Consider the following 14,768-nt stretch of genomic DNA (forward strand, 5'->3'; position numbering starts at 1 on the left):
GACCACCCCCGCGCCAGTGCTAGCTTTGCGTACCGTCACTTATTGCACTGAAAACGAGGAGACCCCATCTAGCTCTCAAACAAGCAAGCATATAAAAGAACCAAAATCTGGCCCAACTATTGCCCCAAGGCCTTTCGCACTATTGTTTGTCGCGGCGAGGAATTAATGACAAAGATCTTTCAATTCTCATTCATGAGGGCGATGAGATATCCCGGCAATCAGTGCGAAAGCCATCTCCAGAACGTCGGCGCCGGTGCCCGCTAAAACGCAGCTGTTGCGCAACAAGCTCCGACGTAAGATGCCAAGCATGGTGCTGTTGATCATCTCGGCGCAGATCTCGGGATCAAGAGCGCTACTCATCTCGCCGTTGGATATCGCGCGCCTGAAAGCGAGAGCGAGCGGCGCAGTGACCTCAATGGATTCTTGGTAGCGGCTGTCCAGAAATGGCTCGCGCAAGCCAAGGAAATCATTTCGCAAGAGAAGGATGGTCAGCGCGTTACGCACGTGCTGATCGCCGTCAATCGCTGCGAAGCACTCCTGTAAGCATTCGCGTATCTTCTGAATCAAGGGGGAGGGGGCATATGAGAGCGCCTCCAAGCGCTTCGTATAGGGCGGCAGCCCTCTCTCCATGATGCCTTTGATGAGGTCGGCGTGACCGGAAAAATGCCAGTAGATTGCGCCACGGGTACAGCTGGCCTTTTCGGCGATCGCTTCCAGGCTAGCGTGGGACACTCCATAAGCACAGAAACACCATTCAGCGGCATCGAGTATCCGCTCACGGGTTTCCAGCGCATCTATTTTTCTTTGACCTGCCATCCTATGCCGATGAATCGCGCTTCAACAATGCCGCTTCCTCGCCCGATTGGAGCGGTCCCGCCATTAAAAACGCTGTTTCCATGGCGCGTGTTGCTGTGCGCCATGCCTCAGTGCGGGCGTCCTCGGTGTGCTCCATCAAGCAAAGGCGAACCGCGCCGCTGAGCAACTGGCCAAGAATCGACGCCCAGGATTCCGGGCAAATATTCTCTCTGAGCTCGCCCGCCCTCTTGGCGTCAACGGCGATCGACCGCAGCAGTGCCATGGCTTCAGCGGACTCCTTGATCTGCTGTTCGAGGACATCCTTGGGCAGATGGCGCAGGTCGCAATGGAAGAGCAGAATCTCCTGAGTCGCCCGCACGCGTTCGTTGTGCAGGATATCGTTGAGGCAGAGTTGAAGTGCGGAGCGCAGCGCAGGAATCAGCTGCGTCTGTGTCGCCTTCACTCGCCGCAGGTGGCCGATAAGCGGTAGCCGGCCACGATAAAGCACTTCCTGCAGGATGCTGCGTGGCGACGGGAAGTGTGCGCTCACCAAGCTGCGCGCGCATCGCGTACGAGCTGCGATCAAGGCCGTGCTGGTACCGGCGACCCCCAAGTGCAGGAAGCACCATTCTGCAGCATCCAGAATCTCCTCTGGCGTGCAGGGGCCTACTCTCGGGGGAACCTTGGTCACTGCCACTGCCAACGTCCTTGGAGTGTTCAGTGGGACACGAACAACGGCAACGGCACGTCAGCGAGCAGCGTGCGACTGACGCCTCCCAGTACTACTTCACTGATCCTGGGGCGGCTGTAGGCGCCAAAGACGATCAGATCGGCTCCCATGGCCAGGGCATGGTCGCGGATGACCTCTGCCACAGGTTTGCTTGCCGAATCGATGCGTTCGAGATTGACCACAACGTCATGGCGAGCCAGATAGTGAGCCATGTCCGATCCGGGCTCCTCACCATGCCATTCAGCTTTGCGCGCGGCGTCGACGATCAGCAGATCGACGGCTTCGGCGGCAATCAGCAATGGCAGAGCATCAGCGGCGGCACGGCGCGCCTGACGGCTTGCGTTCCAGGCCACGACAATCCGCCGGCCGATTTGCTGGCCATTCCAATCGTCGGGAACGAGCAGCAACGGCACACCCGTTTGTTGCAGCACGTCAATGGCCGACCAGGCAAACGGCGCTCCGGGTGCCTTGGGGTGGCTGACCACCAGCACATCGCAATACAAGGAATGCAGCGCCATGCCGACGCCCGATTCTACGTAGGGGATCACGCGAAATTCGGGCGACACGCCGTGGCGGTCTGCCACTTCCTTCAACGCCTGGGCGGCGTTGAGCAGGTGCACGGCAGATGCTGCTTGCAGGCGTTCGATCACCTCATGAATCGCTGCGCCTCGAGCGAAGCCGTCCGAAGGGCTTGACTCCGCATGGTTTGCCTCGGTACTGGTGATCCCGATCAAGCGTGCGTTTTGCGCTTCTGCCAGTCTCGCGGCCTTCTCCAACATCTGTTCTCCGCCATCGCTGACGTCGAAGAACACCGCAATATCCTTGAGCATTTGGGACATATCGACCTCACGGGTGACGAATGGCGACGGATTCGCCGGAAGTGGGAGAAGCGGCGCTGGCCGGCGCGAAATCGCCGCCCAGCGCCTTGTACAGGGTGATCACGTTGGACTGGCGCGCCAGTCTCGTGGTGATCCAGTTCTGCTGGGCGGCATACAACGTACGTTGCGCGTCAAGCACCTCCAGATAGCTGGAGACGCCGTTGTCGTAGCGGCGCTGCACCAGTGCATAGGCCTCGCTTGCAGCGTCGACCCGGCGCTTTTGCGCGTCCAGGCGTCCATCGAGCCGGCTGCCAATGGCCAGCGCGTCCGCCACCTCGCGGAAAGCGCCTTGGATGGCGTGCTCGTAGTCGGCGACCGCGAGATCGCGGTCCACCTTGGCGACTGCGAGGTTGGCCCGAAGGCGGCCGCCGCTGAAGATCGGTACGCTGATCTGTGGCAGGAAGTTCCATGCACGGGTCCCGCCATCGAACAGATTCGACAGGGAGTCGCTCGCCCGTCCAATCCCCCCTGTCAAGCTGATGCTGGGGAAGAAGGCGGCGCGCGCGGCGCCGATGTTGGCATTGGCACCTTGGAGCCGGTACTCGGCAGCCAGGATGTCCGGGCGGCGCTGTAGGAGGTCCGACGGCAATCCGGCCGGCAGGTCCTGCACGGCCAGCATCGATTCCAGAGGGCGGTCAGGCTGGCCATCGGCAGGCAGCGGCGCACCTACGAGCAGTTCCAGGGCGTTACGATCAGTGGCGACGCTTGCCTGCAACGCCAGGGCTTGATCGCGCGCAGCCTCCAGTTCGCTTTCGGCCTGGCGCAGTGCGAGATCGGAGGCATTACCGATGTCGCGCAGCTGGCGCTGCATGTCGTAGGCGTCCTGACGGCTGCGTAGCGTTTCCTCGGCCAATGCCAGTTGCTCACGGTCAGCGGCCAAGGTCAGATACGTGGTGGATACCTCGCTGATCAGGCCCAGGCGCGTGGCGTACTGCGCCGCCTCGGTGGCGAAATAGTCCTGCAAGGCTTGATCGCTGAGGCTGCGCACACGTCCGAAGAGATCCAGCTCCCAGCCGATGTTGAGGTCGGCGCGGTAACTATGGCTCGTCACCGCCGTTCCCGTGGACGACACCGAGGCGGGGGTGCGGCCGGAGTTCCCCGACACACCTGCACTGACCTCAGGCAACAGATCGGCGCGCTGTATGCGATAGAGCGCCCTGGCGCGTTCGATGTTCAGCACGGCCTTGCGCAGATCCCGATTGTTTTCCAGCGCCAGGTCCACGGTCTGGCGCAGCTTCGGGTCTGCGAACAGCGTCTGCCAGGACAGGTCCACAGGTGCCGCCACGTGCGTGGCATCGACGGCAGAGTCTGCCGGCCATTGTTGGGCAATGGGCGCGGCGGGCCGCTGGTACTCGGGCGCCAGGCTGACGCAACCGGCCAGCACGCTGCTGGTGAGCACCGCCAGCGCAGTGCGGGTAAGAGGCGAAATCATGCGCTTGGCTCCTCAGCCGTTGTAGCCGATGTGTTGCGGGCTTTCTTCGTGAACAAGGACGACACCACCACGTAGAACAGCGGAATGAAGAAGATCGCCAGGAAAGTAGCCGTGACCATGCCGCCGATCACGCCGGTGCCGATGGCGTGCTTGCTGCCGGAGCTGGCGCCACTGGAGATGGCCAGCGGAATCACGCCCATGGTGAAGGCCAGCGAGGTCATGATGATCGGGCGCAGTCGCAGCCGAGAGGCCTCGATCGCCGCTTGCACCAGGGTTCGACCGCCCTTCTCGTGCAGATCCTTGGCAAACTCGACGATCAGGATCGCGTTCTTGGCGCAGAGCCCGACAGTAGTCAGCAGACCGATCTGGAAGAACGCGTCGTTCTCCAACCCGCGCATCAACGTGGCCGCAACCGTGCCGATCACGCCTAGCGGAACCACCAGGAGCACCGAGAAGGGAATCGACCAGCTCTCGTAGAGGGCTGCCAGACACAGGAACACCGCGACGATCGACAGCGCGTAAAGGGCAGGAGCCTGTGAGCCGGACAGACGTTCCTCGTAGGACAGGCCGGTCCACGCCAGGCTCACACCACTGGGCAGCTTGGCTGCGATCTCCTCGACCGCGCGCATCGCGTCACCGGAACTGTAGCCGGGCGCCGGCTCGCCAAGGATCTCAATGGCCGGCACACCGTTATAGCGCTCCAGCTTGGGGGATCCATAGACCCATTTTCCGGTGGCAAACGACGCAAACGAGACCATCTGACCGTTCTTGTTGCGCACGTACCATTTGTTGAAGTCCTCCGGCGTGATGCGGGCCTGGGGGATGCCTTGGACATACACGCGTTTGACGCGGCCGCGGTCGATGAAGTCGTTCACGTAGGAGGAGCCCCAGGCGGTGGACATCGTGCGGTTGACTTCGGCCAAGGTCACGCCCAGGGCGCGCGCCTTCTCATCGTCGATGATGACCTGGTACTGCGGCTCGTCGGGCTTGCCATTGGGACGCACCAGCGTCAGTGCCGGGTGCTTGGATGCCTCGGCGAGGAACTGGCCGCGCACCTGCATCAGCTGTTCGTGGCCCTCGCCGCGGTAATCCTGCAGGAACAGGTTGAAGCCCGTGGCGTTGCCCAGTTCCTGAATGGCCGGCGGAGCAAAGGCCAGCGCGGTGCCTGCCTTGACCTCGCTGAAGCGCTGCATCGCACTGGCCTGAAGGTCAAAGACGCTTCGCTTGCGTTCTTCCCAAGGTTTGAGCTGAACGAAGGCCAGGCCCGAGTTCTGGCCCCGGCCCGCGAAGCTGAAACCATTGACCGCAAAGACGGAGTCCACGACATCGCCTTCTTCCTCAAGCAGATAGGTGCTGAGCTCATTGAGCAGTTGATCGGTCTGATCGGCCGTGCTGTTGGTCGGCAACTCGACCTGCACCACCATGGTGCCCTGATCTTCATCCGGAAGGAACGAGGTCGGCATCATTGGGAACAGCACCGCCAGCGCGCCAACGATCAACGCGAAGGCCAGCATGTAGCGGCCCCGTCCCGCGACCACTCGCGTGACCCCTGATTCATAGCGCTGGGCATTGCGCTCGAACATGCGGTTGAACCAGCCGAAGAAGCCCTTCTTCTCGTGGTGCCCGTGCACGGGCTTGAGCATCGTCGCGCACAGGGCAGGCGTGAAGATCAGGGCGACGAACACCGACAGTGTCATGGCTGTGACGATGGTCAGCGAGAATTGGCGGTAGATCACGCCGGTGGAGCCACCGAAGAAAGCCATCGGGATGAACACCGCAGAGAGCACCAGTCCAATGCCTACCAGTGCGCCAGAGATCTGCTCCATGGACTTGCGAGTCGCTTCGAGTGGCGACAGCCCTTCCTCGACCATCAGGCGCTCGACGTTCTCGACCACAACGATGGCATCGTCGACCAACAGGCCGATGGCCAGCACCAGGCCGAACATGGTCAGCGTATTGATGGTGAAGCCGACGGCGGCCATGACGCCAAACGTGCCCAGCAAGACCACCGGCACGGCGAGCGTTGGGATCAGCGTGGCCCGCCAGTTCTGCAGGAACAGATACATGATCACGAACACCAGCACGATCGCTTCGAGCAGCGTATGCACCACGCCGTTGATCGATTCGCTTACCACCGGTGCGGTGTTGTATGGGTAGACGACCTTCACCCCAGGCGGAAGCGTCGGTTCCAGACGCGAAAGGGTTTCCTGCACGGCCTTGACGGCTTCCAGGGTATTGCCGCCACTGGCCAGGCGCAGCGCGATACCGGCGCTGGGCTTGCCGTTGTAGCGGGTCGTGATCGAGAAGTTGTCGGCTCCCAGGGCGACGTCGGCGACATCACGCAGGCGCACCTGGGAGCCGTCGGTGTTGACCTTGAGCAGCATGGCGCCAAACTGTTCGGGCGTCTGCAGCAGCGTCTTGCCGATCACCGTCGCATTGAGCTCCACCTTGCCCGCAGTGGGGCGTCCTCCCAACTGTCCCGAGGAGACCTGGACGTTCTGCTCCTCGATGGCTGCGATCACATCCCCCGGCGTGAGGGCGTAGTTGTTGAGCTTGAGCGGATCGAGCCATACGCGCATGGCGTTTTGCGAGCCCATCACGAAGAAGTCACCCACGCCCGCGGTGCGGGCCAACGGATCCTGCAACTGCGAGACGATCTGGTCGGCCAACGCGTAGTTGTCCAGCCGGCCATCCTCTGAGATCAGGGCCGCCACCAACATGAAGTTGACCTGGTACTTGACCACGCGCAGGCCCAGCTGCTGGACCGCTTGGGGCAACATCGGCGTTGCTAGGGACAGTTTGTTTTGCACCTGCACCTGCGCAATGTCAGGATTGACGCCCTGCTCGAAGGTCACAACGATGGTGACGCTGCCGTCGGCATTGCTTTCCGAGCGGATGTAGCGCAGGCCGTCCAAGCCATTGAGCTGCTGCTCAATGACCTGGGTGACCGTGTCTTGTACGGTCTGGGCGGATGCGCCGGGGTAGTTGGCGATGATGCCGATAGCTGGCGGGGCGATGTTGGGGTACTGGTTGACCGGCAACGACAGAATCGACAGTGCGCCGGCAAGCATGATGACGATGGCCACGACCCACGCGAAGATGGGGCGGTCGATGAAAAATCTGGACATGGGTATCCCTTACTTGCTCGTCTGAGGTGCGGGCGACGCGTCGGCGGCGGGGGCTCCCGTCGGGGTAGCCGACACGGGGACGGCTTTGACTTGCGCACCGGGACGTGCACGCTGGACGCCATCGACGATGACGCGATCGCCCGCGGACAGGCCGCCGCCGATCAGCCACTGGCCATCGAGGCTGCGCTCGGTGACGAGCGTGCGCTGTTGCACGATGTTCTTGTCATCGACTACCAGGGCAACTGGCTTGCCCTGACTGTCCCGGGTGACCCCTCGCTGCGGTACCAGGAGCGCATTTTCGCGACGGCCTTCCTGCAACTGGGCGCGCACGAACATGCCCGGCAACAGGATGCCGTCTGGATTGGGGAACACCGCCCGCAGCGTCACCGCTCCCGTGCCTGGATCGACGCTGACTTCCGAGAACTGCAGCTTGCCCGCGTGCGCGTAATCCTGGCCATTTTCCAGCTTGAGATGGACTTCGGCCTGGCCGTCACCAGCACTCTTGAGGCGGCCGCTCGCCAGGTCCTGGCGCAGTTGCAGCAAGGTGATCGACGGCTGCACCACGTCCACGTAAATTGGGTCCAACTGCTGGACCGTCGCCAAGGCGTCGGCCTGATTGGCCGTCACGAGCGCGCCCTGGGTCACCGACGAGCGGCCAATGCGCCCGGAAATCGGTGCGGTGATGCGGGTGAAGTCCAGATCGATACGCGCGCTCTCGACCGCTGCGCGCGCTTGCAGGTATTGCGATCGGGCGTCGTCGCGCTCTTGCTGACTGATCGCCCGGGTCTCGATCAGACGGTCATAACGGTCGGCGAGGAGCTTGGCGGAATCCAGGCTGGCTTGGGCACGCGAGAGCGTGGCGCGGAACGGGGCTGGATTGATCTGGTACAGCACCTGGCCGGCCTTGACCTCGCTGCCTTCCTGGAACTGGCGTTCGAGCAGGATTCCGGTCACTTGAGGACGCACTTCCGAAACCAGGTAGGCCGTGGTGCGGCCCGGTAGCTCGGTGGTAAGCACCAGTGGCTGAGGTGCCAGTTCGATGACACCCACTTCGGGAGCCGAAGCCTGCTGCTGGGAGGCGTCTTCCTTACCGCAAGCCGCCAAACCCGCTGACAGGGTGACAAGCACTGCGACACGCACGGCCGAAGAAGTTCTTCTGTTCTTGATCATAGGGACAATACGCATTATCTAGGTGGCATGGCCCACCTAACTTGTGCTTGCAGCGCACGCTCGGCCCAGGGGTCGAAAGTTAAGTGACACGGACTGGCGGGGCCTTTACCTGAAATTAGGTCGCTCGGCCCACCCAGCGGAAGTGTACACTAGATGGGATGGAAGCGCATGTGTGCCGGCGGCTTCAATTGCTCCGGTCTGAACGGCAGGTTCCGTACTTATGAGAAATTAGAATGAAGAGCACGAAGCAATCCAGCGAGACGCCCATCGCCAAGCGACGCAAGGAGCAGGTGATCACCGCTGCAGCCGAATGCGTCCGGCGCGAAGGCTTTCACCGCACCAGCATGTCGCAGATCTCGGCCGCTGCGGGGATGAGCGCGGGCCATATTCACCATTTCTTCGGCGGCAAGGATGGGATCATCGCCGGCATCGTGGCGCGCGAGCACACCGAACTGGCGCAGCTCATCGAAGACGTCAGAAGCTCGTCACAAGGATCGGATGCCGTCACGGCGATCGTCAAGGAATTGCCCCGCAGCGTTCCGCGTTACATGGATCCTGGGCGCGCGGCGTTGACAATGGAGATCCTTGCCGAAGCGAGCCGCAATTCGGAAGTCGCGCATCTCATTCAAGAGAACGATGTCGAAGTGCGCCATGCCTTTCGGGATCTGCTCGGCAACAGGGCATCCGATATCGAAGCACGATGCGAGATCGTTGGTGCGCTGCTGGAGGGTCTGTCCGCCCGCACGCTACGCAACCCTCAGCTCAGCACGATGGTGAATCAGCAATTGCTTGAGCGCGTGATTCGGTTTGTGCTGGAGGACTGAGCGCGCCATGGACTGCAGCTGACGCCCTGCTTCTGACCTGTCGTCCTGCCCGCAGTCGTGATGGCGATAGACAGTCACGAACGTGACGCTATGCATAGTTTAGGGGCACGAGCAATGAAAAAGAGAGGTCGCCAGCCGGATCCGGCAAAGGCCCAGGTCATTCTTGAAGCAGCCTGTAGCAGCTTTTCGCACCGCGGCTACTTTGGCACGAGCATGGAGACCATCGCTGCTTGTGCGCATACCACCAAAGCGACGATATACGCAAAGTTTGACAGCAAAGAGCGGCTTTTTGCGGCCGCACTGGAAGAGCTCGAAAGAAGAATGCCTCGCCCGCAAGACATCATGCGCTGCTCCGGCAAGGATGTCCTTGACGATTTGCTGGTGATCGCCTCACGACTGCTGAAACTGGCGTTGCACCGATCGACACTCGGTATCTATCGCATGCTCCTGCTGCCGATCGACCACGCACCGCGCCTTGGAGCGCAGTTTTGGCAGAAAATTGTCGAGCCTTATCGGAAGGCAATGGAAGAGGTCTTGCGCGATGCCCACCGGTGCCAATCCTTGCACATCATCGATCCCAGGCTGGCCTCCGACCACTTCTTCTCGCTTGTGATTGGGGATCCGACGTTGCGCTGTTTGCCGAACGCCCATCGCCCGATGTCCGTCGAAGCCCGCACGCGACACGTACGCGCTGCAGTGAAATGCTTCGTTGCTCACTATCGTGTTCCCCTGGCGCAGCAGGATGAATGGAATCGCTTGCCGCTTTCGCCCCTGCCCTGAAGGCGGGGGAATAGATCGGCAGCTTCGCTGCGGAATCTGGGATTGTCAGGGCCTCAACAATTCCGGAGCCACTTCGATGACTTCGATGTTGTAACCCGGTGCCATTTCGATACGCCCTTGCGCGCCACCAGGGGTCTTGGTGAATTCCTGAAGAATCTTCAGGCCCGCGCTGCGGGCGGCGTCCAACGCGCCGCGAATGTCGCCGTAGTACATGGCGCGCGTGTTCTTGGTGTAGTCGGGCAGGGCATCGTAATCGTCAGTAAACAGCACGGAAACGCTTCCGTGAGGAGATTTGATTGCGATGATGCGGGAATCGATTTTCTCGAACAAGAAATCGTACTGCACTTCGCCGCCCATCTGGCCGATGTAGTTCGCAATGAACTGCTCTGCATTGGCCTTGGGTATGAACGTCCGAATGAACGGCCCCTCGGTGAGGAAGTCTGGCAGCTTGCGTTTCTGGCGTGGATTGGAGGATGTCATGGTCGATCCATTGAATGGGTAAGAAGATTGGCGGATCCGCTCTCGATGCAATGTACCTGGGCTTCCTCAGCTTTGTGCTGGTGGCTGATGGTCTTCGCGGTTTGTGTTAACAGGCCCTAGTCCTTCTTCCAGATTTGGCCCAAATTGCCGAAGTCGCACAGCAAGGCCCATGCGGCATAGGGGATGGCCGAATCCCCGCCGATCCAGCGGCGTACGGTTCTATCGCCCTTTGCCCCCAGCCCGAGGGCTTTCGCGGCTTGGCCTCCCGTGAAGCCCGCCGCTTTCAGCGCCTCGCGCACCTCTTCGCCGGTCGGCTGCTCCCAGCCGTCGTTTGCGGGCCGCAGGCATTCAAGCCTGATATTTGCCTCTGACATTGCATTGCTCCTGGTCATAGGATGCGCAAGGCATCCATGCTGTAAATCGACTCAATACAGCGCGGGTCTAAATCCACCACGCGCCGCCCATTCCGGTTGATTTTGTACGTTACGGGTCGATCCTCATGCGCGAACACCTGGCGGGTGTCTGCGGCAACTCTGGTCACGACCACTTTTTTGCCTATGTCCTTGGCGAAAACAGGATGGTGGACGCTCTTGATCTGGCACCGAACGCCCTTGAAAAACGCCTCTGTCGCCGGGGGTTCCTCGTAGTAGTAGTCGTCGCTCTCGGCAGCAGGGGAGGGCGCTACGTCTTCTTCCTTGGCGTCGATCCGGGCCGGCACGGCCTTGGCGGCCCCCCTGGCCGCCTTGACTTTCAGGCGCGCAGCTTCGGCCCACTTCTTGACGATGAATGCCTGGTGCTTGGTCAGGACGGCATCCACCAGCACGAACCCGGACGGCAGTGGTTCGGCCAGGTCATCGGCTCCCACCGGCTCGATGGCCCGCGCCCGCCTGGGCGGTTGCGCCATGCCAGCCAGCCAGGGGCGCACCGGCTTGGCGGCATGCCTGTTTTGCGCTTCGGCTGTCAGGTAGCGACGATGCGCTTTGAGATAGCCGGCGAACACGGCGGCGGCCACCTGGTCAACGGTCATCCCGCCCTGTGCCGTCTCGAAATGCGAACGGTAGCCCGTCTCTGAGATAAATGGCCCGTCCAGGTCAACGACATGGAACGCGAAATGCCGATCCAGCAGCGAACCAAAGCCATCACCGACTTCCACCAGGCAGCGCACGCCGGCCGACTCCATCAGGAATTCCCCCGACTGGCCCCACATCGGCACCACGCCAGGCGCGGCGCTGCAATGTAGCTCGATCAACGTGCCGGCCGCCTCGGGGTTCGCGCCATCCTTGCAGCCTTGGTACGTGCCGCCGTTGAGCTTCCAAATGCTCGCGTCGTAACGATTCGCGGCTGCTTCGGCGGCAGCGCCGTCGCTGGCCAGCACGGCCGCGTGACAAGCGGCCACGGCCTCGGCCGCGACCGCCAGCAGGCCGGCCCGCTCTTCGGGCAGCTCGGCCGCCAGGTCCGCCGCCGCCTCGTCGCGCTCGCGTAGTCGCTCCTCGACGCCCCCGGCCTTCTTGGCGCGCCTCTTGGTCTTCACGGCGGCCGGCGCTGCCGGCGTCGGATGCTTGACCAGGTGCGAGTCGATGCACTCCGGTTTTCGGTCGTCGTCGCAGAAACGCAGGCCGTCCACCACGCAGCAGCCCGGCAGGGGGTATTGCATCCAGTATTCGGGCTCGGGGTAGGGGTGCAGCAGCTCGCCGCACGCATGGCAGCGCTCGGCTGCGCCCACGTCCCCATCCGCGAGAAGGCGGCCGGGCTCGATGGCCGCATTGCGCCGGTCGGTTCTGTCTTCATGATCCATGATCGCGCTCCAGGTGGCCCCAGCCTTTCGGCTGGAGCCGGCCCCCTTTAGTCGATCGCTCGAAAGATTTCTGCGGCCTCGGCGTGGTCGCGTGCGAAGTCGCGCAGGAAGTGGTAGCGGTCGATCAGCACATCCGCCACGTCCGTGCCCTGGTTGTCAGCGGCAAGCTGGCCCAAGGTGAACAGGGTTGCGACGATGCCGGCCGCATCGGCCGACAGCTCGCCGCTGTACCCGTTCCCGTCGACCTCCAGGCACAGCCGGCCAGTCAGCTCGGGCGCGAGATAGAACCCGCCGTTGCTCAGTTCGTAGTAGTTCCAGAACCCGCCGTTGTAGTCTTCACTGAGCCGGCGCAGCCAGGCATACACCAGCGATTCGCCGCGCATCATCAGGCGCGGTCCGAAGTAAGTAGGTAGGAAGGTAAGCCGGCGATTACTGGCGACCAGGGACGCGGTGACGGGTTGGTTTGCTTGGGTGTCGTTCATCGGAGTTCTCCGGTTGTTGACCTGGGCGAAATGCCCGGCCTTCAAAATGAATTATAGGGCAAAATGCCCTAATTTACAGCAATTTAGCTAAACTTTTTAGCCGCTAAAGCGGGAATCGTTGGCCGCTTTGGCTTGGCCGCGCTCGACGGCCTGAGTGATGCGTTCCTTCACGGCCTCGACAGCCTTGCGGAACTGCTCCAGGTCGTAGGGCGTGGCGCGCTTGCATTCGCAGTGCTCGACCTCGGCCAGCACGCGGCCGGCGACGGCTCGCCAGTTGTCCAGCTCGTGGGCACCGACGCAGGCGTGGTAATCGACGTTCGCCAGTCGAAACAGGTGATCGGCTTCGGCACGAAAGGCGGCCACTTTCAAAGTCTTGCTCATCGGAAATGCTCCGGTTGTTGACCTGGGCGAAGCGCCCGGCCTTGCCATCAATTATAGGGCAAAATGCCCTACTCCGTCAACCCGTACCCGCGTTTCTTTGACACTTGAGGGGCCACTTCTCCCAGCAATCCGGCTAACGGTCGCCGGCCCTTTTCCCCTTGGAGTAAAACCTTGCGGCCGTTGCGCTGCGCGGTCCTTCCATTGTGGCCGCGATGGTTGAGCTGCATGGAGAGTTGCAGGAGTCCAGAGGGGCGCAGCCCCTTTGGGCATAGCGCAGCGACCCAGAGACGAAATTAGGGCTGTTGCAGGCGCTTGCGCCTGTTTGGTAGCCCTCTGCGCCGTTAGGCGCAGCTCGAATGCAGGTGAGGCCGAAGGCCGAGGGGCGCAGCCCCTGGGGGGATGGGAGGCCGCTTGCGGCCGGGTGGGATCGAGAAGGGGGGTCTCCCCCCTTCGGCGCGTGCTTTTTAAGCACGCAGGTTAATAACTACGGTTTATAAAATTTGGTTTAAAAAGTGGTTATAAAGCGGTTAGCGCATCGGAAAACATGCCGTAAGTCGTTGATACGCCAAGAAAAAAGCAAAACCGCTGCCCCTCAAGTGTCTAGGGTGCGCCCCTCAAATGTCTGTAGTTGGCCCCACAAGTGTCAACGAAGCCGCCCCCCAAGTGTCTAGGGTTGCGCCCCTCAAGTGTCTATAGAAATCGGGCTTTTCCACAGGCTTATGCACAGTTCCTGTGCATAACTTGACCGCGGCGAGCGCTTGCAGGCACTTGGCCACGCCTGGCCAGGCTGAAAACCGACGTTTGCCCCTCAAGTGTCTGCAGTGCGCCGGGGTACTCTGCCCCCCAAGTGTCAATGAACGCCCCCCAAGTGTCACGGTGAGCCGATTTGTCCACAAGCCGCCCACAGGGCGCGGGTGGATCTTCGGCAGACCTGGTGTGATTTCCATCGCTGAATCAGACTGAACATCGCTCGGCGCGACTGCACACCATTCGCTACAACTAGGGCTTCAAGATCAACAGCTCGCGGATGACTTCATGGTGGGTGTTCTTCATCGGCACCGGCTCAACGCGGAAGCCGTGACGCTCTGCCATCGAGCGCACTTCGGGCGCGTCGTCATAGGTCAGCATCACTGAACCACGCACCGAGGCCATGAGCGCGAACAGCCCTTCATGGTCGATTTCGTTGTGGGTGTAGAGCCGTGCCCCGGCCTTCTTGCCGCCTGCGGTGTACGGCGGATCAACGAAGAAGAACGCATTGGCATCATCAGCGTAGCGCTGCACCACCTCGAAGGCGTCGGCCTGCTCGAAGGTGATCCGATCGCGCATGGCCTGCAAGGCTTCGATGCGACGGGCCAGCGTTTCGGGATACCAGCGCGAATTGAGGCCGCGCCCGGCCTCTCCGGTCTTAACGAGGCCAGCGCCTGCGGCCATGATGCCGCCGCGCTGCATCCGGTTTTTGACGATGGTTCGGAAGGCCCGGCCGCGAATGCTCTTGGGGTTGCCGTCGAGGATCTCCCGGACGTTCTCAAGGTTCACATCGAAGTCGATGATCTGCTTGCAAAGCCACTTCACGTCAGCGGGCTTGCCGTGGAAGATGGTTTGCCAGACAGCGGCCACATCGTCGTCCAGTTCGCCCAGAAAGACGTGTTCGGCCAAACCCTCAGCGGCGGCCGACAGGCCCGCCATTGCTCCACCCGCGAAGGGTTCCACAAACACCGATGGCGTGATCTTGGATGCCGTCAGCCACTTGCGCACCTCTGGGACAAGCCACGTCTTGCCGCCCGGATAGCGGAACGGACTGAGCTGGCGAACCTGCGCAACGTTCGTCGGGGTCTCCTCGTTTTCAGTGCAATAAGTGACGGTACGAAAAGCTAGCACTGGCGCGGAGGTGGT

General features: G+C 61.8%; 14 protein-coding genes. 2 read left to right on the forward strand and 12 right to left on the reverse strand.

Going from position 1 to position 14,768, the window contains the following annotated elements; genetic code table 11:
* Nucleotides 1–186: 186 nt before the first annotated feature.
* Genes PY257_RS13575 through PY257_RS13600 form a run of 6 tightly spaced genes read right to left on the reverse strand, consistent with a single transcriptional unit; the run spans nucleotide 187 to nucleotide 8,133 of the window.
* The gene (locus tag PY257_RS13575) at nucleotides 187–816 is read right to left on the reverse strand and encodes a TetR/AcrR family transcriptional regulator (RefSeq protein ID WP_012251073.1); all 630 of its coding nucleotides are present in this window, start codon (nucleotides 814–816) and stop codon (nucleotides 187–189) included.
* A gap of 1 nt (nucleotide 817) precedes the next feature.
* Complete coding sequence (locus PY257_RS13580) at nucleotides 818–1,492, reverse strand: TetR/AcrR family transcriptional regulator (RefSeq protein WP_012251074.1); 675 nt, start codon at nucleotides 1,490–1,492, stop codon at nucleotides 818–820.
* Nucleotides 1,493–1,512: 20 nt separating this feature from the next.
* Nucleotides 1,513–2,364, reverse strand: coding sequence for a universal stress protein (locus PY257_RS13585; RefSeq protein WP_012251075.1), 852 nt, complete (start codon nucleotides 2,362–2,364; stop codon nucleotides 1,513–1,515).
* Between the two features lie 7 nt (nucleotides 2,365–2,371).
* Nucleotides 2,372–3,835, reverse strand: a complete 1,464-nt coding sequence (locus PY257_RS13590; RefSeq protein WP_012251076.1) for an efflux transporter outer membrane subunit — start codon at nucleotides 3,833–3,835, stop codon at nucleotides 2,372–2,374.
* Nucleotides 3,832–6,963 (reverse strand): efflux RND transporter permease subunit, encoded by a 3,132-nt coding sequence (locus PY257_RS13595; RefSeq protein WP_275742717.1) that lies wholly within the window; start codon nucleotides 6,961–6,963, stop codon nucleotides 3,832–3,834. The genes PY257_RS13590 and PY257_RS13595 overlap by 4 nt, the downstream gene beginning before the upstream one ends.
* Before the next feature lie 9 nt (nucleotides 6,964–6,972).
* On the reverse strand, nucleotides 6,973–8,133 hold the full coding sequence (locus tag PY257_RS13600; protein ID WP_275742719.1) for an efflux RND transporter periplasmic adaptor subunit: 1,161 nt from the start codon (nucleotides 8,131–8,133) through the stop codon (nucleotides 6,973–6,975).
* Between the two features lie 233 nt (nucleotides 8,134–8,366).
* Here PY257_RS13600 and PY257_RS13605 point away from each other — a divergent pair, with 233 nt between their 5' ends.
* Together PY257_RS13605 and PY257_RS13610 are read left to right on the forward strand one after the other, a co-directional pair.
* Nucleotides 8,367–8,957, forward strand: coding sequence for a TetR/AcrR family transcriptional regulator (locus tag PY257_RS13605; RefSeq protein ID WP_012251079.1), 591 nt, complete (start codon nucleotides 8,367–8,369; stop codon nucleotides 8,955–8,957).
* A 114-nt stretch (nucleotides 8,958–9,071) separates the two neighbouring features.
* Nucleotides 9,072–9,737 carry a TetR/AcrR family transcriptional regulator gene (locus tag PY257_RS13610; RefSeq protein WP_050978270.1) on the forward strand — a complete coding sequence of 222 codons (666 nt, stop codon included), beginning with the start codon at nucleotides 9,072–9,074 and terminating at the stop codon, nucleotides 9,735–9,737.
* Nucleotides 9,738–9,782: 45 nt separating this feature from the next.
* On the opposite strand, the gene PY257_RS13615 is transcribed toward PY257_RS13610, so the two are convergent.
* The 6 genes from PY257_RS13615 to PY257_RS13640 form a co-directional block, all read right to left on the reverse strand.
* Nucleotides 9,783–10,217, reverse strand: a complete 435-nt coding sequence (locus tag PY257_RS13615; protein ID WP_012251081.1) for a hypothetical protein — start codon at nucleotides 10,215–10,217, stop codon at nucleotides 9,783–9,785.
* A 116-nt stretch (nucleotides 10,218–10,333) separates the two neighbouring features.
* A complete protein-coding gene (locus PY257_RS13620; RefSeq protein WP_011171686.1) occupies nucleotides 10,334–10,591 on the reverse strand; it encodes a helix-turn-helix domain-containing protein in 258 nt (85 codons plus the stop codon).
* A gap of 14 nt (nucleotides 10,592–10,605) precedes the next feature.
* Complete coding sequence (locus PY257_RS13625) at nucleotides 10,606–12,012, reverse strand: klcB (RefSeq protein WP_275742728.1); 1,407 nt, start codon at nucleotides 12,010–12,012, stop codon at nucleotides 10,606–10,608.
* Between the two features lie 47 nt (nucleotides 12,013–12,059).
* Nucleotides 12,060–12,494 (reverse strand): antirestriction protein, encoded by a 435-nt coding sequence (locus PY257_RS13630; RefSeq protein WP_011171688.1) that lies wholly within the window; start codon nucleotides 12,492–12,494, stop codon nucleotides 12,060–12,062.
* 96 nt (nucleotides 12,495–12,590) lie between these two features.
* Entirely contained in the window at nucleotides 12,591–12,875 is a 285-nt protein-coding gene (locus PY257_RS13635) for a hypothetical protein (RefSeq protein WP_015063519.1), read from the reverse strand.
* A 999-nt stretch (nucleotides 12,876–13,874) separates the two neighbouring features.
* Nucleotides 13,875–14,768: DNA adenine methylase (locus PY257_RS13640; protein WP_345799249.1), on the reverse strand; the 894-nt coding region annotated here is incomplete at its 5' end.

Origin of the sequence: Curvibacter soli (genome assembly GCF_029211125.1) — a bacterium.
Lineage (GTDB): Bacteria > Pseudomonadota > Gammaproteobacteria > Burkholderiales > Burkholderiaceae_C > Curvibacter_A > Curvibacter_A soli.